This is a genomic window from Actinomycetota bacterium (assembly GCA_040905475.1).
Taxonomy (GTDB): Bacteria; Actinomycetota; AC-67; order AC-67; family AC-67; genus DATFGK01.
Genome location: JBBDRM010000161.1, coordinates 16632 through 37427, shown reverse-complemented (window position 1 = coordinate 37427; position 20796 = coordinate 16632). Strand labels below are relative to the sequence as shown.

Annotated in this window: 26 protein-coding genes; 23 read left to right on the top strand and 3 right to left on the bottom strand. The window is 67.4% G+C overall.

The window, feature by feature from the left end; genetic code table 11:
• The 20 genes from WEB06_19870 to npdG form a co-directional block, all read left to right on the top strand.
• The coding region (locus tag WEB06_19870) for an L-threonylcarbamoyladenylate synthase (GenBank protein ID MEX2557875.1) at positions 1-673 on the top strand (673 nt) is incomplete at its 5' end.
• 51 nt (positions 674-724) lie between these two features.
• Positions 725-1171, top strand: a complete 447-nt coding sequence (locus WEB06_19865) for a hypothetical protein (protein ID MEX2557874.1) — start codon at positions 725-727, stop codon at positions 1169-1171.
• Positions 1168-1632: a ribose 5-phosphate isomerase B gene (rpiB, locus tag WEB06_19860; GenBank protein ID MEX2557873.1), complete on the top strand. Its 465-nt coding sequence runs from the start codon at positions 1168-1170 to the stop codon at positions 1630-1632. The genes WEB06_19865 and rpiB overlap by 4 nt, the downstream gene beginning before the upstream one ends.
• A complete protein-coding gene (gene glyA, locus WEB06_19855) occupies positions 1629-2900 on the top strand; it encodes a serine hydroxymethyltransferase (protein ID MEX2557872.1) in 1272 nt (423 codons plus the stop codon). Before rpiB ends, glyA begins: the two co-directional genes overlap by 4 nt.
• A 7-nt stretch (positions 2901-2907) precedes the next feature.
• Positions 2908-4053: an MraY family glycosyltransferase gene (locus WEB06_19850; protein MEX2557871.1), complete on the top strand. Its 1146-nt coding sequence runs from the start codon at positions 2908-2910 to the stop codon at positions 4051-4053.
• Positions 4054-4123: 70 nt separating this feature from the next.
• Positions 4124-4378, top strand: a complete 255-nt coding sequence (locus WEB06_19845; protein ID MEX2557870.1) for an AtpZ/AtpI family protein — start codon at positions 4124-4126, stop codon at positions 4376-4378.
• A 33-nt stretch (positions 4379-4411) separates the two neighbouring features.
• A complete protein-coding gene (locus tag WEB06_19840; protein ID MEX2557869.1) occupies positions 4412-4816 on the top strand; it encodes a hypothetical protein in 405 nt (134 codons plus the stop codon).
• The gene (gene atpB, locus WEB06_19835; GenBank protein ID MEX2557868.1) at positions 4813-5706 is read left to right on the top strand and encodes a F0F1 ATP synthase subunit A; all 894 of its coding nucleotides are present in this window, start codon (positions 4813-4815) and stop codon (positions 5704-5706) included. The genes WEB06_19840 and atpB overlap by 4 nt, the downstream gene beginning before the upstream one ends.
• A gap of 13 nt (positions 5707-5719) precedes the next feature.
• The gene (atpE, locus tag WEB06_19830; GenBank protein ID MEX2557867.1) at positions 5720-5980 is read left to right on the top strand and encodes an ATP synthase F0 subunit C; all 261 of its coding nucleotides are present in this window, start codon (positions 5720-5722) and stop codon (positions 5978-5980) included.
• Between the two features lie 14 nt (positions 5981-5994).
• A complete protein-coding gene (atpF, locus tag WEB06_19825) occupies positions 5995-6567 on the top strand; it encodes a F0F1 ATP synthase subunit B (GenBank protein MEX2557866.1) in 573 nt (190 codons plus the stop codon).
• Complete coding sequence (gene atpH / locus WEB06_19820; GenBank protein MEX2557865.1) at positions 6567-7109, top strand: ATP synthase F1 subunit delta; 543 nt, start codon at positions 6567-6569, stop codon at positions 7107-7109. Before atpF ends, atpH begins: the two co-directional genes overlap by 1 nt.
• Positions 7102-8769 (top strand): F0F1 ATP synthase subunit alpha, encoded by a 1668-nt coding sequence (gene atpA / locus WEB06_19815; GenBank protein ID MEX2557864.1) that lies wholly within the window; start codon positions 7102-7104, stop codon positions 8767-8769. The genes atpH and atpA overlap by 8 nt, the downstream gene beginning before the upstream one ends.
• Before the next feature lie 4 nt (positions 8770-8773).
• A complete protein-coding gene (locus WEB06_19810) occupies positions 8774-9673 on the top strand; it encodes a F0F1 ATP synthase subunit gamma (GenBank protein ID MEX2557863.1) in 900 nt (299 codons plus the stop codon).
• A gap of 17 nt (positions 9674-9690) precedes the next feature.
• Positions 9691-11145 (top strand): F0F1 ATP synthase subunit beta, encoded by a 1455-nt coding sequence (gene atpD, locus WEB06_19805; GenBank protein ID MEX2557862.1) that lies wholly within the window; start codon positions 9691-9693, stop codon positions 11143-11145.
• A gap of 6 nt (positions 11146-11151) precedes the next feature.
• A complete protein-coding gene (atpC, locus tag WEB06_19800; protein ID MEX2557861.1) occupies positions 11152-11544 on the top strand; it encodes an ATP synthase F1 subunit epsilon in 393 nt (130 codons plus the stop codon).
• A 64-nt stretch (positions 11545-11608) separates the two neighbouring features.
• Positions 11609-12856, top strand: coding sequence for a UDP-N-acetylglucosamine 1-carboxyvinyltransferase (murA, locus tag WEB06_19795; protein MEX2557860.1), 1248 nt, complete (start codon positions 11609-11611; stop codon positions 12854-12856).
• A gap of 54 nt (positions 12857-12910) precedes the next feature.
• Entirely contained in the window at positions 12911-13648 is a 738-nt protein-coding gene (locus WEB06_19790) for a type II CAAX endopeptidase family protein (protein MEX2557859.1), read from the top strand.
• Between the two features lie 101 nt (positions 13649-13749).
• Positions 13750-14175 carry an SCP2 sterol-binding domain-containing protein gene (locus WEB06_19785; GenBank protein ID MEX2557858.1) on the top strand — a complete coding sequence of 142 codons (426 nt, stop codon included), beginning with the start codon at positions 13750-13752 and terminating at the stop codon, positions 14173-14175.
• 2 nt (positions 14176-14177) lie between these two features.
• A complete protein-coding gene (locus WEB06_19780) occupies positions 14178-14591 on the top strand; it encodes a hypothetical protein (GenBank protein MEX2557857.1) in 414 nt (137 codons plus the stop codon).
• A gap of 25 nt (positions 14592-14616) precedes the next feature.
• The gene (gene npdG, locus WEB06_19775) at positions 14617-15279 is read left to right on the top strand and encodes an NADPH-dependent F420 reductase (protein MEX2557856.1); all 663 of its coding nucleotides are present in this window, start codon (positions 14617-14619) and stop codon (positions 15277-15279) included.
• Positions 15280-15425: 146 nt separating this feature from the next.
• Here npdG and WEB06_19770 read toward each other — a convergent pair whose 3' ends face one another.
• Together WEB06_19770 and WEB06_19765 are read right to left on the bottom strand one after the other, a co-directional pair.
• Positions 15426-16151, bottom strand: a complete 726-nt coding sequence (locus WEB06_19770) for a hypothetical protein (GenBank protein ID MEX2557855.1) — start codon at positions 16149-16151, stop codon at positions 15426-15428.
• Positions 16144-16845, bottom strand: a complete 702-nt coding sequence (locus tag WEB06_19765; GenBank protein MEX2557854.1) for a class I SAM-dependent methyltransferase — start codon at positions 16843-16845, stop codon at positions 16144-16146. The genes WEB06_19770 and WEB06_19765 overlap by 8 nt, the downstream gene beginning before the upstream one ends.
• 57 nt (positions 16846-16902) lie before the next feature.
• Here WEB06_19765 and meaB point away from each other — a divergent pair, with 57 nt between their 5' ends.
• The 3 genes from meaB to WEB06_19750 are packed head-to-tail and all read left to right on the top strand — an operon-like array spanning position 16903 to position 20298.
• Entirely contained in the window at positions 16903-17856 is a 954-nt protein-coding gene (meaB, locus tag WEB06_19760; protein ID MEX2557853.1) for a methylmalonyl Co-A mutase-associated GTPase MeaB, read from the top strand.
• A complete protein-coding gene (locus WEB06_19755; protein ID MEX2557852.1) occupies positions 17853-19517 on the top strand; it encodes a methylmalonyl-CoA mutase family protein in 1665 nt (554 codons plus the stop codon). The genes meaB and WEB06_19755 overlap by 4 nt, the downstream gene beginning before the upstream one ends.
• A gap of 13 nt (positions 19518-19530) precedes the next feature.
• A complete protein-coding gene (locus tag WEB06_19750; GenBank protein ID MEX2557851.1) occupies positions 19531-20298 on the top strand; it encodes an NAD(P)H-binding protein in 768 nt (255 codons plus the stop codon).
• Here the strand turns inward: WEB06_19750 and WEB06_19745 are convergent.
• Positions 20295-20789, bottom strand: coding sequence for a tetratricopeptide repeat protein (locus WEB06_19745; protein ID MEX2557850.1), 495 nt, complete (start codon positions 20787-20789; stop codon positions 20295-20297). The genes WEB06_19750 and WEB06_19745 overlap by 4 nt on opposite strands.
• Positions 20790-20796 lie beyond the last annotated feature (7 nt).

The window sequence follows — 20796 nt, the reverse complement described above, 5'->3', positions numbered from 1 at the left end:
CGCGACCGCGTCGTGGAAGGACGGTGGATCGGTGTCTAGCTCACCCATCGTGTCGCTCGCCGACGATCGAGAGGCGGCGCTCGAAGCCGCCGCCAAGGAGCTCGACGCCGGGGGAGTCGTGGTGTTCCCGACCGACACCGTCTACGGGGTCGGCGCCGACGCCTTCAACCCGGAAGCCACGGCTCGCATCTTCGAAGCGAAGGGCCGGCCGCGGTCGATGCCTTTGCCGGTGCTCGTCGGTCGACCTCGTCAGGCGTGGGCGTTGTGCTCGGAGGTCCCCAGCTCGGCCCAGATACTCGTCGCCGCGTTCTGGCCGGGGCCGTTGACGCTCATCCTCCCCGCGGCGGAGGGGCTTTCGTGGGACCTCGGCGAGACCCGAGGTGGGGTTGCCGTGCGGATGCCTGCGCACGACGACCTGCTGGATCTGATCATGATGATCGGACCCCTGGCGACCACGAGCGCCAACCTCACCGGGGAACCGACCCCCGCCACCGTTGCGGGTATCGCCGAGCGGCTCGGGGACTCGGTCTCGCTGTACGTCGACGGTGGGTCGTCGGCGGGGGACGTTCCGAGCACGATCGTGGACCTGACGCGCTGGCGCCCCAAGGTCACGCGGGAGGGCGCCATCCCTCGGGCTGAGGTCGATCGAGCCCTCGAGGAAGGCCGGGCCTAGGGGCTCAAACCAGCGGGTCGGCCTTGGGGGCCTCGGCTATCATCGAAGCCGATGCCGGAGGTCGTCTTCGTCTGCTACGGAAACATCTGTCGCAGCCCCATGGGTGAGGCCATGCTGCAACGGGCCCTGGACGAGCGTCTCGGGTCCGGCCACGACTGGACCGTGACCTCGGCAGGCGTCGGAGCGACCGACGGCACCCCGGCCAGCCGAGGCACCAAGGACGTCCTCGCAGCCCGCGGGATCGACTTCCGACGCCACCGGGCGCGCTATCTGACCCCAGCCATCGCGCGAAATGCGGCGCTGCTCGTCTGCATGGAGGAGATGCAGGTCGAGCAGGTCCGCCGCATGGTCGACGACCCGGACAAAGTGGTCTTGCTCGGCGAGGGCGTCCCCGACCCCATCGGCGCCGGGCCCGAGCTCTATGAGAAGACCGCGGCACTCATCGAGAGCCACATCGCCGGTGTCGTTGGGAAGCTCCTGGACGAGGCGGATGCATGAAGATCGTCCTCGGATCCGATCACGCCGGCTTCCGGTACCGCGGCCTCTTCGAGCGAGCGCTCCGCGACCGCAAGCACGACGTGACGATCCTCGGCGCGACGAGTGAGGACGAGCCCTTCGACTACACCGAGGTCTCCGAAGCAGTCGCCAGAGCCGTCTCGGAGAACCGCGCCGATCGCGGCATCATCGTCGCCGGCTCGGGCAACGGCGAGGCGATCGTCGCCAACAAGATTCACGGCGTGCGTGCTTCGGTCTGTAACGACCTGTACACGGCCGAGATGGCGCGCCGTCACAACGACGCCAACGTCCTCTGCGTCGGCCAGCGCGCGTGCGGCGACGCGGTCGCGCTGAAGATCCTCGAGATCTGGCTCGCCACGCCGTTCGACGGCGGCCGGCACGCGGCCCGCATCGCCAACATCGGTGCGCTCGAGGAGCGATTGAAGAAGGAGTACGGAGGATGAGCGACCGCACCGACACCTGGGCAGCGCTGCGAGCCACCGATCCCGACGTCGCCGGCTTGATCGAAGCCGAGGAGAGACGCGAGCGCGACAAGATCCGCCTCATCCCTTCGGAGAACTACGTCTCCCACGCGGTGCTCGCGGCGACCGGGTCGGTGCTCACCAATAAGTACTCGGAGGGTTACGCCGGCAAGCGGTACTACGAGGGTCAGCAGCTCATCGATCCGATCGAGACTCTGGCGATCGACCGTGCGAAGGAGCTGTTCCGCGCCGAGCACGCCAACGTGCAGCCGTACTCCGGCTCGCCGTGCAACCTCGCCGTGTACCTGGCGTTCGCGAAGCCCGGCGACACCATCATGGGGATGGCGCTGCCGAGCGGCGGCCACCTGACTCACGGTTGGAACGTGAGCATCACCGGCAAGTGGTTCCGCCCGGTCCAGTACGGCGTGCGAAGGGACACGGGCCGGATCGATTACGACGAGGTTCGCGACCTTGCGCGCAAGGAGCGCCCGAAGATCATCTGGGCCGGCGGCACTGCGGTCCCCCGGATCATCGATTTCGAGGTCTTCGGCGAGATCGCGCGCGAGGTCGGCGCCATCTTCGCCGCCGACGTCGCGCACATCGCCGGTCTGATCGCCGGGGGAGCGCACCCGTCGCCTGTTCCCATGGCCGACGTGGTGACGACGACCACGCACAAGACGCTCCGCGGCCCGCGCGGCGCCATGTTCGTCTCCAAAGCCGAGCACGCCCAGGCGCTGGACAAGGCCGTATTCCCCGGCCTCCAAGGCGGGCCCCACAACCACACGACCGCGGCGATCGCCGTCGCGCTCAAAGAAGCGGCGCAGCCTGCGTTCCGTGAGTACGCGCACCAGATCGTCGCCAACGCCAAGGCACTCGCTGCCGCGCTTTCCGACCGCGGATTCGACCTCGTGTCGGGTGGCACCGACAACCACTTGATCCTCATCGACCTCACGAACAAAGGCGTCGCAGGCAAAGTGGCCGCGAAGGCGCTGGATCGCGCCGGGATCGAGCTCAACTACAACACGGTCCCGTTCGACCCCCGGAAGCCCTTCGACCCGTCGGGCGTCCGGATCGGTACGCCGGCGGTGACGTCGCGCGGCATGCGCGAGCCGGAGATGGCCGAGGTGGCGGGGTGGATGGACAAGATCGTCTCCGCGCCCGACGACGAAGGCTTGGCCGACCAGATCGCGGGCGAGATCCGCGAGGTGTGCGCACGATTCCCGGCACCCGGCATCGCGGTGAAGGACTGATCCCAGCGTGCTGCCGTACCTCGTCGTTTTCGCGGTAGCGGCAGGCGTTTCGTTCCTCGCCACACCCCTCGTGAAGCACCTCGCCTCCAAGGTCGGCGCGGTCGACGTTCCCGACGACCGCAAGGTTCACAGCACTCCGCAGGCGACGCTCGGCGGCATCGCGATCTTCTTTGGCTTCGCTTGCGGTCTTGGAACCGCTTGGCTGCTCGGCGACTTCAAAGAGTTGTTCAGCTTCTCGTCCGAGCCGACCGGCGTCATCGTCGGAGCGGTCGCCGTCGTTGCGCTGGGGGCGCTGGACGACATCCGCGGCCTGAAAGCCTCAACCAAGCTGGCGGGCCAAGTCGTCGCGACCGGCGCGCTGATCCTCGCCGGTGTCCAGGTTCTCTATTTCTGGCTGCCGGGCGCGGGCCTCATCTCACTGTCGCCGGACATGTCGGCGCTGCTCACGGTCGTCTGGACGGTCCTGCTGATCAACGCGGTGAACCTGATCGACGGGCTCGACGGTCTCGCCGCCGGGGTTTCCGCGATCGCGGCGATGGCGCTCTTCGCGTACGCGTATCGGACGAGCGGCGGCGTCCCGACGACCGCAGCCTTGCTCGCCGCGCTGGTCGTCGGCTCTTGCCTGGGGTTCCTTCCGTACAACTTCAACCCGGCCAAGATATTCATGGGCGACTCCGGCAGCATGCTCCTCGGTCTCCTGCTCGCCTCCTCGACGATCAGCGGCGTCGGCAGGACGATCGAGCCCGACCTGTCGGACGTCGCCGGCTTGATCGTCCCCGTTCTGCTGCCGTTCTTCGTGCTGGCGGTGCCCCTCGCCGACACGTCGCTCGCGGTCCTTCGCCGCGTGCGCGACCGAAGACCACTCGCGATGCCCGACAAGCGACACATCCATCATTGGCTCTTCGACATGGCGGGGAGCCACCGGCAGGCCGTGCTCGTGATGTACATGTGGAGCGGCATGCTCGCCGGGGCAACGGTGGTGCTCTCGCTGTGGCGCGGAAGCGCCGGCAAGGTCATCGGTTTCGCGCTCGGTGGAGCGCTCGTTCTGACGATCATCTTCGTGCCTCGAGCCCTCCGGCGGGGGAGCGCCTGGGGCACTCCGGAAGCTAGTGAGCGGATTCACAATCTCTCCGGCGACCCAGGCCAAACATAGCCTCTGACCTGCGCGGACGTCCCTCCGGCCGACTTTGCGAAATCTTTCACATGGATGGTAGGATCCCCGTGTGGACCCGCCTGAGAGGAGGGGCACGCCGTGGTCGCGAGCCGGGGTGGGGTTCAGCCAGGGGTGGATGATCCTCGTCGAGTTGGGGGCCATCATCGGCCTCTTCGCCTACGCGGGATACCGGCTCGACAAGGCCCTCGGCACCCGGCCTTGGTTCTTGGCCACGCTGATGATCGTCGGGTATGCGGGCGGCGTGTACCACGTGTGGATCTGGGTGCGTGGTCGTACCGAAGGTGACGAGCGAGACGTTCGGTAGGTAGCCTCCTCCCTGCCGTTCGGTGGGGGTGTTGTGAAGGCAGAAGGACGTCTTGTCTGGGGAGCGTTGCGCGCAGGCGCGCTCCTTCTGGTTCCGGGAACCGCTATCGCCGGCGTCGTCCGCGGGACCGAAGGGGCCCTTGCGGTCGTGGCAGCTCTCGTCATCGTCGTCGGTAACCTCGCCATCGCCGGCCTTGCCCTGATGATCGCGGCGAAACGCTCGCCGCTGGGATTTCCGGCGGTCGCGCTTCCGTCCTACGCGGTGCGCATGATGGCCGTCTTCGGGGCCATGGGCGCCGCGTACGCGAGTCCCCGCATCGACGAGGCGGCCTTCACGGTCGCGTTCGCGGTCGGGCTGACCGTGATCCTTTTCTACGAATGCCTTCTGTGGGCCCGCACACCTTGGCTGGCCATCGAGTTCGGTAAGGAGCGCTCGTGACCACGACCACCGCCACCGACACCGCGGCGCCGCCCCGCAAGAAGGGCCGGATGCTCAAAGTCTTCGCCGTGCTCGCCGTCGCCGTGGGTGCGGCCTTCCTGGCCGACGCCATCATCGGGGTGGACGCGAAGTCCTTCCACGCGCCGACGGTAGATGAGCTCTTCGAGTTCAAGGAGATCTTCTCGGTAGCCGGGATCGAGGTCACGTTCCCGACGCTTGTGATGTTCGGTGTGACGACGCTCCTGATCATCTTCTTCGTCGGCGCGTTCCGGCGGCCCAAGATGATCCCCTCGGGCCCGCAGAACGTGGCCGAAGCTGGGGTCGACTTCATACGGGAAGGGATCGCCGTCTCGGTGATCGGTCCCCAGGGGCACGCCTGGGTCCCGTTCCTCACCGCGATGTTCTTCTGGGTCCTGTTCAACAACCTGATGTCGATCATCCCGGTGATCCAGTTCCCGGTGACGTCGCGCATGGCGTACCCCGCGACCCTCGCCGCGCTGGTGTGGATCATCTACAACGCCGTCGGGATCAAGGAACAGGGCTTCTTCAAGTACTTCAAGAACATCATGTTCCCGCCGGGCGTCCCGGGGCCGATCAAGCCGCTCCTGGCGTTGATCGAATTCTTCTCGACGGTGATCGTCCGGCCGATCACGCTGTCCGTCCGGCTCTTCGCCAACATGGTCGCCGGTCACATGATCCTCGGCGTGCTGTTCGTCGGCGCCTCGGTCTTCATCGCCGGCGACGTGCTCGGCAAGATCGGCTTCGTGGCTCCGTTCGGCCTGTCGATCGCGCTGATGGGTCTCGAGCTCTTCGTCATCTTCATGCAGGCGTTCATCTACACGATCCTCACAGCCGTCTATATCTCCGGTGCTTTGCACCCGGAGCACTAGCAAGGGGGAGGGAATGGAGGTTCTCGCCGCACTCGCCACGATCCTGGCGCAGGCCGATGCCATCGACGTTGCACCGATCGGAAAGGGTCTCGTCTACGGCCTCGCCGCGATCGGGCCCGGCATCGGCATCGGCATCATCTTCGGCAAGGCGATCGAAGCGGTCGCCCGTCAGCCCGAAGCCCGAGGCATGGTGCAACAGCTGATGTTCATCGGCTTCGCCCTCGCCGAGGCGCTCGCGTTGTTCGGGTTCGTGCTCTTCTTCATCCTGAGCTGAAAGAGGCGACGACGATGCTTGCGATACTGACGTTCCTCGCGCAGGAGCACGCCGCGGAAGAGGCGGATCCGGCGCGCTTCGTCCTGCCCCATGCCGACGAGCTGATCTGGGGCTCGATCGCCTTCGTCATCCTCTTCGCCCTTCTATGGAAGGTCGCGTTCCCGAGCATCAACAAGATGCTCGCCGAGCGTCAGGCCAAGATCCGTTCCGGGCTCGAGTCGGCGGAGGAGGCCAAGGTCGAGGCCGACAAGCTGGTCGGGCAGTACCGGAAGCAGCTCGACGAAGCTCGCGGTGAGGCGGCCAAGATCATCGAGGAGGCGAAGCGCACCGCGGAGTCGCTCCGGGGCGACCTTATAGCCAAGGCAGAGCAGGAGGCGCAAGAGATCGTCCAGCGCGCACGCCAGGACGTCGCGGGCGAGGCCGATCGTGCGCGCCAGCAGCTCCAGGCCGAGCTGGTCAGCCTCGCGCTGACGCTCGCTTCTCGTGTGATCGAGCGGGAACTGTCGCAGCCGGACGTGGCGAAGCAGTTCGTCGAGCGTACGATCACCGAGCTGGCCGCTACCGGAAACGGGAACGGGTCGAACTGATGAGCGACCTCGCGCGCGGCTACGCCCAAGCCCTGTTCCAGATCGCCAGAGCCGAAGGCGCCCTGGAGCGGGTCGAGGACGAGCTGTTGCGCTTCGCGCGCCTGCTCGAGAACGAGAACCGGTTCCGCGAGGCCCTCTCGGACATCTCCCTGCCGCCGGAGCACCGCGCGAAGATGGTTGAGGAGCTGCTCGGGAAGAAGGCGGCGCCGCACACCGTCAACATCATCTCGTTCCTCGTTCAGCAGGGCCGCGCGCGCGATCTCCCCAAGATCATCGATTCGCTCGTGCAGCTCGCGGCGGAGGAACGGGAACGGGCGGTGGCCGAGGTCCGGACCGCTGTGCCGCTCGACGACGAGGATCGCAAGAAGCTCATCGACGCGATCACCAAGGCGACCGGTAAGCACGTCGACCTCAAGGTGATCATCGACCCCGACATGATCGGGGGGCTTCTGGTCCGCGTCGACGACCAGGTCTTCGATGGAACGGTGAAGCGCCGGCTCCAACTGGCCAAGGAACGCATCGGGAGAGTTGAAAATGGCTGAGCTGTTGATCGATCCGAACGAGATCTCCTCGGTTCTACGGCGGTACGTCGAGGAGTTCAAGCCGACGGTCGAGCGTGAGCAGGTCGGCCGCGTCCTGTACTCGGGGGACGGCATCGCGCGCATCGCGGGGCTCCCCCAGTGCATGGCCAACGAGCGCTTGGAGTTCCCGAACGGCGTTTCCGGCGTGGCGCTGAACCTCGAGGAGAATCAGATCGGCGCGGTGATCCTCGGTGATCCCGCCGACGTGGAGGAAGGCGACCCGGTCAAGCTCACCGGCGAGATCCTGTCCGTGCCGGTCGGCGACGCCCTGCTCGGACGAGTGATCGACGTGCTCGGCAATCCGCTCGACGGCGGCCCGCCGCTCGACGAGTCGAAGATCGCCGGCCGCCGGCCGCTCGAGGTCCAGGCCCCGTCGGTCGTCCAACGGCAGCCGGTCAAGGAGCCCCTCTACTTCGGGATCAAGGCGGTCGACGCGATGACCGCGGTCGGCCGGGGCCAGCGCGAGCTGATCATCGGCGACATGAAGACCGGCAAGACCGCGATCGCCGTCGATGCCATCATCAACCAGAAGCGGTTCTGGGGGACCGACCGCGCGGTCAAGTGCATCTACGTTGCGGTCGGTCAGAAGGACTCGACCGTCGCGCAGGTGGTGCAGGCCCTCAAGGACGAGGGCGCCATGGAGTTCACGGTCGTCGTCGTTGCCGGCGGCGCGCGCCCGGCGCCGTTCAAATACCTCGCGCCGTACGCCGGCTCCGCTATCGGTCAGCACTGGATGTACAACGGCGAGCACGCGCTGATCGTCTACGACGACCTCTCGAAGCAGGCCGAGGCGTATCGCGAGATCTCGCTGCTCCTCCGGCGTCCGGCCGGACGCGAGGCGTATCCCGGCGACGTCTTCTACCTTCACTCGCGCTTGCTCGAGCGAGGAGCGAAGCTCTCCGACGACCTGGGCGCCGGCTCACTTACGGCGCTCCCGATCGTCGAGACCAAGGGCGGCGACATCTCCGGCTACATCCCGACCAACGTGATCTCGATCACCGACGGCCAGATCTACCTCGAAGAAGGACTCTTCAACGCCGGCGTGCGACCCGCCATCAACGTCGGCAAGTCGGTCTCGCGCGTCGGCGGCAACGCGCAGATCAAGGCCATGAAGGGCGTCTCCGGCTCGCTCCGGCTCGACCTGGCCGCCTACCGTGAGCTCGAGTCGTTCGCCGCGTTCGGCTCCGAGCTCGACAAGTCATCGCAGCGCCAGCTCGAGCGCGGCGCGCGTCTCGTCGAGCTGCTCAAGCAGAAGCAGTTCTCGCCGATCGCGGTTGAAGACCAGGTGATCGCGATCTTCGCGGCGACCAACGGGTATATCGACGACATCCCGGTCTCGGACGTGAAGCGCTTCGAGCAGGAACTCCTCGAGTTCGTCCATTCCCGCCACCCGGACATCCCGCGCACGATCGTCGAGTCCGGCGCGCTTGCGGAGGACATGGCGGCGACCCTGAAACAGGCGATCGAGGAGTTCAAGCGCAGCTTCGTCGCAACCGAGGTCGGCCCTGCCGCGGTACAGAAGAACGTCGGGTGGGAACGCACCGCTGCGCAGGACGAGCCGGCGGAGGGGGCCGGCGAGCCTCCTGCACCGGGCTCCGGCGAGGTCCTGCCGGAGGGGTAGGCTTATGGGAGCCAAGTTCCGGCAATGGCAGCGACGGATCGGCTCGATCGAGTCGACGATCAAGATCACGCGTGCGATGGAGCTCGTCGCCGCGTCGCGGATCGTCAAGGCGCAGAACCGGCTGATCCAGGCACGGCCGTACGCGGAGCGGATCCATCAAGCGATCCGTGAGCTGGCCGGCATCAGCGAGGTCGAGAACGAATTCCCCCTCTTGAAGCCGCGGGAAGAGATCCGCTCTACCGGCCTCGTGGTCATCACGAGCGACCGCGGCCTCGCGGGCGCCTACAACTCGAACGTGATCCGCGTGGGGTCGGGGATCCTGCGCGGTGCCGATCAGGCTGGCCGCGGTAAGCGCCTGCACGTCGTCGGGCGGAAAGGGCTCTCCTACTTCCGGTTCAGGGGATTCGACCTCGCTTCGCAGACCACGGGGATCTCCGACACGCCGCAGTTCGAGGATGCCGAGGCGCTCGGCCGGAAGCTGGTGAAGGAGTTCATCGACGGAGCGGTGGACGAGGTCCGCATCGCGTACACCGACTTCCGTTCGGCCGGCAGTCAGGTCGCGACGTCGACCCGCATCCTGCCGATCAGCGGCGAGGAAGTCGCGGGGACGAAAGGCGAGATCAGTCCGCTCTACGAGTTCGAGCCCGAGCCCGCAGAGATCCTCTCGCTGCTGCTGCCGAGGTACGTAAACACCGTCATCTTCGCGGCCCTGCTCGAGTCGAGCGCATCCGAGCACGCCGCCCGGCGCCGCGCGATGAAAGCGGCGACCGACTCCGGCGAGGAGCTCATCAAGGTGTACACGCGGATCGCGAACCGCGAACGTCAAGCCGAGATCACCAGCGAGATCATGGAGGTCGTCGGCGGCGCCGAGGCCCTCCGCGAACACGAAGAAGCGACCGTTTAGATCGAGGAGTTGAAACCATGTCGATGACCGAGCAGGCGGCGAGCGCCAAGGCCGAGGAACGGGCCGACGGGCGCGTGATACAGATCATCGGGCCGGTGGTGGATGTGGAGTTCCCGCCCGCGGCCCTGCCCGAGATCCTCACCGCGCTCGAGATCGACTTCGTTACGGCGAGCGGAGAAGGGGAAGTCATCATCGCCGAGGTCTCCCAGCACATCGGCGATTCGACCGTCCGAGCGATCTGCATGCGTCCCACCGACGGACTCCGCCGGGGGGCGCGAGCCAAGAACACCGGCGCGCCGATCACCGTGCCGGTCGGGAACGAGACCCTCGGTCACGTCTGGAACGTCATCGGCAAGCCGCTCGACGTTGCCAACGTCGAGGTCAAAGAACACTGGCCCATCCATCGCGACCCGCCCGCCTTCAAAGATCTCGAGCCCCGGGTGGAGATGTTCGAGACGGGGATCAAGGTCATCGATCTGATCGAGCCCTACGTGAAGGGCGGAAAGATCGGGATGTTCGGCGGCGCCGGCGTCGGGAAGACCGTCGTCATCCAGGAGATGATCTACCGCGTTGCCCGGCAGCACGGTGGTGTGTCGGTGTTCGCCGGCGTGGGCGAGCGAACGCGCGAGGGCAACGACCTCTGGCTCGAGATGAAGGAGTCGGGGGTGCTCGAGAAGGCGGCGCTGGTGTTCGGGCAGATGGACGAGCCGCCGGGCGTACGGCTCCGCGTCGCGCTCGGCGCGCTGACGATGGCCGAGTACTTCCGCGACGTCCAGCGTCAGGACGTGCTGCTCTTCGTGGACAACATCTTCCGATTCACGCAGGCGGGCTCCGAGGTTTCGACCCTGCTCGGCCGGATGCCGTCGGCGGTCGGTTACCAGCCGACGCTCGCCGGTGAGATGGGGTTCCTTCAGGAGCGCATCACCTCGACCAAGGGACGCTCGATCACGTCGATGCAGGCCGTGTACGTGCCGGCGGACGACTACACCGACCCGGCACCGCATACCACCTTCGCGCACCTCGACGCGATCACGCGCCTCGAGCGCTCGATCGTGGAGAAAGGCATCTACCCGGCCGTCGACCCGCTCACCTCTTCGAGCCGTATCCTCGACGCCCGCTACGTCGGCGAGGACCACTATCGCGTCGCGCGAACCGTCCAGCAGATCCTCCAGAAGTACAAGGACCTGCAGGACATCATCGCGATCCTCGGCATCGACGAGTTGTCCGAAGAGGACAAGCTCACCGTCGCTCGCGCCCGTAAGTGCGAGAAGTTCTTCTCGCAGCCGTTCTTCGTCGCCGAGCAGTTCACCGGCCAGTCGGGTGAGTACGTGCCGGTCGCCCAGACGATCGAGGCGTTCGAGGCGCTGACGAAGGGCGATCTCGACCACATCCCGGAGCAGGCGTTCTACATGGTCGGCGGGATGGACGGCGTGATGGCGAAAGCCCGCGAGCTCGGTGTGGAAGGGGTCTGACGCGACGTGCCGCTGACCGTCCAGGTCGTCACGCCCGAGCGAGAGGTCGAAGTCGCCGACGATGCCGAGCTGGTCGTCGCGCGCGGCACCGAGGGCGAGGTCGGCATCATGCCCGGCCACGCCCCGTTGCTGATCGCGCTTGGGGTCGGGCCGCTCGCCATCGTGCACGAAGGGGGCCGACGCGAGGTGCTCGCCGTGGACGGCGGTTTCCTTCAGGTGTCCCGCGACCAGGTGATCGTCCTCGCCGAGTTCGCCGCCCGGCCGTCGGAGATCGACGTCGCGGCCACCGAGGCGAAGATCGACGACCTCAAACGCCGCATCGAGGCGGAGGCGGACGCCGAAGACTTCAAGCGCGAGCTGGCACGCGCCGAGCTCGTCCAGACCGTCGCGCGTCTCTAGCCACAAAGGCCATGGCCATAGGGTCCCCTTGAACTCTGCTGTTCGTGGGTAGAATCCGCGCACCATGGAGCGCTATCTCGTCGAAGGCGGCACTCCTCTCCGGGGGTCGGTCGCGGCGTCCGGCGCCAAGAACTCCGCGCTGAAGATCCTCGCGGCCACGCTGCTCGCGCCCGGTACCTATCGGATCGAGCGCGTGCCGCGTATCGCCGACGTCGAGACGATGCGGCGGGTGCTCGGCCGGCTCGGCGCTCGGGCGGATTTCGAAGGCGACACCGCAACGATCGCGGTTCCCGACGCGATCGGCACCGAAGCTCCGTACGATCTCGTGCGGCAGATGCGCGCCTCGATCATCGTTCTGGGGCCGCTCCTCGCCCGCGCCGGTCGCGCCCGGGTGGCGATGCCGGGCGGCTGCAACATCGGCTCGCGCAAGATCGATCTCCACCTGCGCGGGCTCGAGCGCATGGGCGCCGAGATCTCCTTCGATCACGGCTACCTCGAGGCACGGGCCTCAGGCTTGATCGCCACGCAGATCTCGTTGGACTTCCCTTCTGTCGGCGCGACCGAGAACCTTCTCATGGCGGCCTGTCTCGCCAAAGGGACGAGCGTTATCGAGAACGCCGCGCGCGAACCTGAGATCCAGGATCTCGCGCGCTTCCTTCGTGCGATGGGCGCGGAGATCTCGGGAGAGGGGACCCCAACGATCGAGGTGGCCGGCGTCGAGGGGCTCCGGCCGGCCGACCACCGCGTCGTGGGTGACCGCGTCGAGGCGGGGACGATGCTGATCGGAGGCGCGGCGACGCGCGGCGACGTGACCGTGACCGGCGTGGAGCCGGACCATCTCGACCTCGTGCTCTCGAAGCTTTCCGATGCAGGCGCCGGCGTGGACGCGGGGATCTCCAACGTCCGCGTCTCGATGGAAGATCGTCCGCGACCCGTGGACTTCGTGACACTGCCGTACCCCGGATTCCCGACGGACCTGCAGCCGCAGATGATGGTGCTGCTTTCCGTCGCCGACGGCACGAGCATCGCCACCGAGAACGTGTTCGAAAGCCGGTTCATGTTCACCGACGAGCTCGCCCGCATGGGTGCCGAGATCCGTACCGAGGGCCATCACGCGGTGATCCGCGGACGGCCCACGCTCGAGGCGGCGCAGGTACACGCGCCCGATATCCGCGCCGGCGCCGCGCTCGTGATCGCGGGCCTCGTCGCTGCCGGCACGACCGAGATCTCCGGCGTCGGTTACATCGATCGAGGCTACGAGGGCCTCGAGTGGAAGCTGGCGGCGCTCGGCGGCCGGATCCGCCGCGCGTGACGCGCCTCGCCGGGCTCCGGCGAACGGTTCCGCCCTCTCGTATCCTCTAGCTCGATGGACGACCTTCGGCCCCCGCCGCCTCCCGTCCCGCAACTCCCCGAGCCCGAGCTCGCCCCCGAACTGACCGAGGTTCCGTGGCGAGCGCGTGAAGCCTTCCTCATCGTCCTGCTGGCCCTGGTTACCGGCGGCTTCTTCACCATGCTCGCCGTCACCGCGACCGAGGACGAAACGCTCGCGGCCCTCATGGCAACACTGCTGATCGAGGCTTCCCTGGGCGCTTGGGTCTTCCTGTGGGTGAAGTTGCGCCATCGAGCCGGCGCGGCCCAGCTCCGCCTGCAGCCGAAGCGGGGGGACATAGGAAGCGGGGCGCTCGCCGCATTGATCGGTCTCGGTGCCGGCGCGGTCATCACGCAGATCGTCCTCTCGATCGCCAACAACGTCACCGATCGTCCCGTGGAAACACCCCAGCAGCTGCCCGATATCCAGCATGGCACGGAGCTCTTCCTCGCCGGCATCGCCGTGGTGATCGTCGCTCCGATCGCGGAGGAGCTGTTCTTCAGGGGGTTCCTGTATCAGGCGTTCCGACGCTGGCGAGGACCGACGCAGGCGATGTTCATCTCGGCCTTCGTCTTCTCGCTGGCGCACATCAGCCCGGTGATCATGCCGTCGATCTTCGCGCTCGGCGTGATCCTTGCGTACCTGTTCGAGAAACGAGGGTCGGTCGTGGCATGCATCGCGGCGCACATGGCCTACAACCTGATCGGCTTCATCATCATCGTGGTCACGTCTTGACCCGGGGAGGCTGTGGCGGCGACCTCGAGCGATTGGAGGGCCCGGTCACGCTGTGATTTACTCCGGCTTGCACAAGCGTAAGAACTCGGGAGGTGGAGGACGTGGCGCTGTTCCCCAGTGAGCAATGGCTCAAGGAGTACGTCGACAAGATCAACTCCTCTAAGGAATACGAGGAGGCCGCTGCCACGTGGGAGGGGGACCTCTGCTACGTCTTCGAGGCGGAGCCCGATAAGGGCGTCCCGAACGACGTATGGGTGTGGGTCGATCTTTGGCACGGCAAGTGCCGCGGTTACAAGTACGACGTGACGACCGAAGAGGGCGAGAAGGCGAAGTTCATCATCCGCGCGCCCTACTCGCGGTGGAAGCAGGTCATCAACAAAGAGCTCGACCCCATCAAGGGCATGATGCAGGGGAAGCTCAAGCTCAAGGGCGACCTCCCGACGATCGTTCGCTACGTGAAGGCCGCGAACGAGCTGGTCAACATCTCGGGCAGCGTCGATGCCGAGTTCGTAGACGACCAATCCTAACGGTGAGCTTCGTCGTAACCCACCCCGAGTTGGGCGGTCTCGGGGCGATGCTGGCGGACCTCGTGCGAGCGAACATCGAAGCCGATCCCTCTCGAGCGCTCTTGCTGCAGGGTGTCTCCGGCAAGGTCAACGTCCGCGCGCGTGACGCCGAGGTTGAGGTGGGCTTGGAGTTCCGAGGAGGGCAGCTCCACGTTGGCGCGGCGCCGTTCCCCGACGCCGATCTAAAGATCGAGTGCGACGCGGACACGCTCATGGGGATGTCGACCGTGCCGTTGCGCTTCGGGATGCCCGACGTCGCCCAGGCCGACGGCCGCACCGTCGTCAAGAAGATGCTCCGCGGCGACCTCAAGGTTCGCGGCATGATCCGCGGGTTGCCCCTGATGGTCCGCCTTCAGAAGCTGCTCTCCGTCGTCTGACGGACCGGAGGACCTGGCAAACGCTATGACGATCGTGTCGTTCGCGAGCGGGACGGGGCCGGCCGGGTTCGGCCTTGCGGCGCGTTTCGCCCGCGCGGGCGACGAGGTCGTGATCGGCTCCCGAGCGATCGCGCGCGCCGAAGAAGCACAGGCGATGGTCCTCCAGCACGTGCCCGGCGCGCGTGTGCGCGCGATGGAGAACGCCGACGCCGTCGCTGCCGGAGATGTCGTGTTCCTGACGATGCCGCCCGTCGCGCAGCGGGAGAGCGTCGAAGGGTTGGCGGCCGCGCTCGCCGGCAAGATCGTCGTCAGTATGGCGAACCCGCTTACCGTGACGGGCGGTGAGGTATCCACCTGGTTCCCCGCCGCCGGATCGCTCGCGGAGGAGGTTCAGGAGGTCGTCCCGACCGCTCGGGTGGTCGGCGCGTTCCACGAGATCCACGCCCGCCGCTTCGTCAAGCTCGACCGGCCGATCGATTCCGATACGGTTGTGACCGCGGGCGACGATGATGCGAAGCAAGAGGTCATGCGGCTCGCCCGCCACGTCGAGGGCGTGAGGCCCGTGGACGGCGGCAGGCTCTCGAACACCCGTTTCGTCGAGGGTTTCGTCGCGGTGCTCATCTCGATCAACTTCCGATACAAGGCCGGCACGTCGATCCGCATCACCGGATTGCCGGAGGACATGTAGCGGCAGGGCTCTGGGGTCGCGTCTGGGCGGCGGGGTACGACTTCCTGCTGTGAATCGAGACAGATACGGTCGCTATCCACAGCAAGAACGGTTCTTGCGTCGACGAGCATGGTGAGTGTGCGTGTCTCATGTCCCACCAGCCCAAGTCAGCCGAGCCGGACCAAGACGGCGCCCGCAGACAGAAGCGGCAGGGCCAGGCTGAGCCATCGGAGCGCGGTTTCCGCAGGCGCTCGCAGGGTCGATGCGTCGATCTGTTGGATCGTGCCATCGGTCCTCTCGAGCGACCCTTCGACCCGCCGGATACGGCGGCGCAGGTCCCGAACCGGGGTCGAAAGCGTTCGTTGCGCGGCTGAGAGGGCGAAGCAGCCGCCCGCGACCAGGAGGCCCTCCGGCGTGATCTCCAACGCGTTCGCGTACGACGCGGTCAGCGCGGGGAATGCCCCCCATGCGAGCGCGAACCACGCATCGGTGTGGACTCGGCCGCCGAACCATTCGAGGTTGTAGGCGCAGACGATGAAGCATCCGAATGCGACGAACGCGAGGAGCCACCACGATGTTCGCTCAGCCGCCGCGATGCCGATCACGCCTGCGAGCGAGATCGACCCGCTCGCGATCGTCACCAGGATCGGCGTGGGGATCTGGGTGCCGAGCGGCCTGCCGTTCAGTTCGTCGAGCGCGTGCGCCCCGATCCCGACGGCAAGGAAGAACGCAGCCAGCGCCCACCACAGCCGGTCGGTGTGCGCGGCGGGCGCCGCCGCCCAGCCGAGCGCCACATACGACAGATGCCAAAGCGTGTAGGGCGGATGCAGGAGCGAGATGTAGTCGCGCCATCCTCCGGTGCGCAGCGCGTAGAAGGCGGGTCGCTCAGCCACGCTTGCGACCCCAGGTCACCACGCCTCCGCCGAGACTCATCCGTTTCGTGCGCACGCCGTGCATCCCGGCGGCACGCCACAGCGACTCGAGCTGCTCGGGGGGGAAGTGGTGGTCGAACGTGGCGATGCTTCCGCCGAGGAAGGTCCCAACCTGCCTCCATCCGGGTGAAACCGCTCGTGCCGCGGCGGGGAACAGCAGGAGCGCGTACGCCTCCCACGCCTTGCGGACGAGTTTGTTCGACGGCACGCCGAACTCGATCGAAGCCATATGGCCGCCCGGGCGCAGCACGCGGACGAGCTCGGCGAGGGTTGCGGCCGGGTCGTCGACGTAGCGGAGAAGGTAGGTGAACGTCACGGCGTCGAACCGTTCGTCGGCGAAGGGGAGGCGCTGGCCGTCGCCGCGGACGAGCATGAAGTTGTCGACCGCCCGGGCCGACGCCTCTCGGATCATCTCCGCACTCTGATCCAAGCCGACGACCCGGACGTCGAACGTCTTGAGGATCTCCCGCGCGACGAGCCCGGTACCGGTCGCCACGTCGAGCACCAAGGACTTCGGGGTGAGGTCGAGGCCGGCCGCCATCTCGCGACGCCACCGGTGGTATTGGCCCAGGCCCAAGATCTCGGCCGGCAATTCGTATGCTCCCGCGATGGAATCGAACAAGCCTCGTGCGTGGGATGCTCGGGCGGAGGTCATACGCAGGTTCTATCGCAACAGCCCTGCCGCCCGCACTGCCGCGGATATCATGACCACGTGGGTGCCCCCATCGATCTGGTCGAGCTCGTCGCGAAACTCGAGGCGCGGGACCGTCGCACCATCGCCCGCTTGATCTCGCTCGTCGAGGATGCGGCCGAGGAGCTGCCCGAGGTGATCCGGGCCGTATCGGCGCTGCACGGCGGCGCGTACACGGTCGGGATCACCGGACCGCCGGGCGCCGGAAAGTCGACGCTCGTCTCGGCGTTGGTCGGCGTGTTGCGGGCCCGGAACCTCACGGTCAGCGTGCTGGCCATCGATCCGACGTCGCCGTTCTCCGGCGGAGCGCTGCTCGGGGATCGCCTGCGGATGCAGGAGCACGCGACCGACCCCGGCGTGTTCATCCGCTCGATGGCAACGCGCGGGCAGCTGGGCGGCCTTGCGTGGGCTGCGCCGCACGCCCTGCGCATCCTCGACGCGATCGGGACCGATGTGATGATCGTCGAGACGGTGGGGGTGGGTCAGGCGGAGGTCGACGTCGCGCGCGAGGCCGACACGACGGTGGTCGTTCTCGCGCCCGGCTTCGGGGATGCGATCCAGGCGAACAAGGCGGGCTTGCTGGAGATCGCCGACATCTACGTCGTCAACAAGGCCGACCGCGAGGGCGCGGGCGGCGCCGCGCGCGAGATCAAGCAGATGCTGCATCTCGGCGCCGCCCGGGAGTGGGAGCCGCCGGTGCTCCTGACGCAAGCCACCGAGAGCAAGGGCGTCGAGGAGCTGTGGGACGCGGTGGAGCAGCACCGGGCGCACATCGAGGCTTCGGGGGAGCTTCGCCGCCGGCGGATCGCGCGCAACGCGCACGAGATCGTGGAGATAGCTCTCGGACGGATACGGCGGGCGATCGACGAGGTGGGGGACCAGGAGCTGCTGGACAGCCTGGCAGCCCAGGTGACCGAGCACGGCCTCGACCCGTACACGGCTGCCGATAAACTGCTTGCGCAGGTGGAGCCATGACCGAAGACCGCGAAGCATACGAGCGCTGGCGCGCCGAGTACGAGCGCCTGCAGAAGCGCGACGCCGACTTCGAGACGATCTCGGGCGAGGACCTCGAGCCGCTCTATTCTCCGGCCAACACCGAGATCGACCACGACCGCGAGCTCGGGCATCCCGGCGAGTATCCGTACACGCGCGGCGTCTATCCGACGATGTATCGCGGCCGGCTGTGGACGATCAGACAGTTCTCCGGATTCGGCAGCGCCCGCGACACCAACGAGCGCTACAAGATGTTGCTGTCCTCGGGCGGCACCGGGTTGTCGGTCGCCTACGACATGCCGACGCTGATGGGCCGGGACTCAGACGACCCGCGATCGCTCGGCGAGGTGGGTCATTGCGGCGTCGCGGTCGACTCGGTCGACGACATGCAGACGCTGTTCGAGGGGATCCCGCTCGGCGAGACGACGACCTCGATGACCATCTCCGGCCCGGCGGTCGTGCTGTTCGCGATGTACCTCGTCGCGGCCGAGCGGCAAGGCGTGGCGTGGAAGGATCTCGACGGGACGCTGCAGACCGACATCCTCAAGGAGTACATCGCGCAGAAGGAGTGGGTGTTCCCGCCCGAGCCGCATCTGAGGCTGATGGGCGACCTCTTCGAATTCTGCGCGCGCGAGATGCCCAAGTACCACCCCGTTTCGGTGTCGGGCTACCACATCCGCGAGGCGGGATCGACGGCCGCGCAAGAGCTCGCGTTCACGCTGGCCGACGGGTTCGCGTACGTCGAGCTGGCGCAGCAGCGAGGGATATCGCCCGACGACTTCGGTCCGATGCTTTCGTTCTTCTTCGACGCGCACATCGACTTCTTCGAGGAGATCGCCAAATTCCGCGCGGCGCGCAGGATCTGGGCGCGATGGATGAAGGAGCGGTTCGGGGCGACGAACCCCAAGGCCATGCAGCTGAAGTTCCACACCCAGACCGCGGGCGTCTCGCTCACGGCGCAGCAGCCGATGAACAACGTCGTCCGCACCGCGATCGAGGCGCTCGCGGCCGTGCTCGGCGGAACGCAGTCCCTCCACACCAACGCGCTGGACGAGGTGCTGGCGCTCCCGTCGGAGGAGGCGGCCTCGATCGCGCTCCGGACCCAGCTGGTGATCGCGTACGAGACCGGTGCCGACGCGGTGATCGATCCGCTGGGTGGTTCCTGGTTCATCGAGTCGCTCACCAACAGGATCGAAGCGCGGGCGGAGGAGTACTTCAGCCAGATCGAGCGCCTCGGCGGCAACAAGGGCGTGCTTCCCGGCGTCCTGGCCGGGATCGAGCAGGGCTGGTTCCAACAAGAGATCGCCGACGCCGCGTGGCGGCAGCAGGTTCAAGTCGAGAAGCGACGGCGTCTCATCATCGGCGTCAACGAGTTCGTCCACCACGACGAGCCCGAGCTCGAGATCCTCCGCATCAGCAAAGACGTCGAGCGTGAGCAGGTCCGGTCGCTCGGCGAACGGCGCGCTACCCGGGACCGCGAAGCGGTCGACAAGGCGCTCGGGGCGCTCGCGGACGCATCCCGTGGCACCGAAAACCTCATCCCGCTCATCATCGACGCCGCGCGCGCGTCCGCCAGCGAGGGGGAGATCATCGGGGCGATGCGCGAGGCGTTCGGCGAGTACCGCGAGGCTCCGCGCTTCTAGCGCGACCGGTCGCATGCCCGTCCTCGTTACCGGCGCCACCGGCTGCGTCGGGCGCGCGCTCATCCCTATGCTCGTCGACGCCGGCGGTCAGGTCCGCGTCTACGTGCGCCAGGACGTCCCCGAGTACCGAGAGCTCGGCGTGAAGGTCGCGATCGGAGAGGCCGACCATGAAGGCCGGCTCGAGTCCGCGCTCGAGCAGGTGCACACACTCGTCCATCTGATCGGTAGGCCCTTGCCGGAGGGCGATGTGAGCGTTGAGTGGCTGAATCTCGACACGACGGAGGTCGCGCTGCGCGCGGCCGAGAACGCCGAGGTTCGGCGGATCCTGTTCCTGTCGCCGCTCGGCGCCGATCCCGCGTCGGAGCATCCGTATCTCGCCGCGAAGGGGCGGGCCGAGAAAGCGATCCGCGCCTCGAAGCTCGAGCATGCGATCTTCCGGTGCGCGCCGATACTCGGCCAGGGGTCGGCGCTTTCGTTCGCTCTGGAGCGTGGCCTGTCGACGAACGCGCGGATCAACCCGATCGCGGTAGGCGATGTGGCGGCGATGCTCGTCTCGGCCGATACCCGCGACGCTGAATTGCGCGATGCCTGGGAGCTCGGCGGCCCCGAGGCCCTAACCGTCGCCGAGCTGTCGGCACGTCTCGGCATACGTGGAGGAGCGCTCGGGCGAGTCTTGCGCGGCGTCCCGAAGGAGCTCTCGGCCCTCTACGGGCGAGATCAGCTGGCCGATCCGAGCGAAGCGATCGCGCAGTTCGGGCTCCAGCCGTCTCCGCTTACCTAGCGCACGGGCAGCTTGGCGCGAAGCCGGGACGCGTACTCGCGAACGTTCGGCCCCGGCGATCCCGCTTCGATCTCGTCGAGGATCGCGCGAGCGTCGTCGGGACGGCCCTGGCCGGCCGCGAGCGTCGCGCTGACGAGCAGAGCCTCGCCGGGGTCGAGCCCTTCCTCGACCTGCGTCATCTGCAGCGCGGCGCCGAGCAGCTCCTCGGCCTCGGTGACGCGGCCGGCGGCACCCACGACGCCCGCGAGCTCGACGACGAGGGCGTACTCGAGCTCTTCGCGGATCGCGCGCCGGTAGTGCTCTTCCGCCCCTTCGAGGTCGCCGAGGACGTGCAGTGCCCGAGCCATCTCGACGTTCGCCGCGGCGTTCTCGGGGTCGGCCAGGAGCACGGGCGCGAGAAGATCGATGGCGCCGGGGGCGTCGCCGTCGCGGCGCAGCTCGCCGGCCTCATCGATCCGCCGGCGATTCCCGAGGCGTCCAGGGAGTCGCACGCCGCGC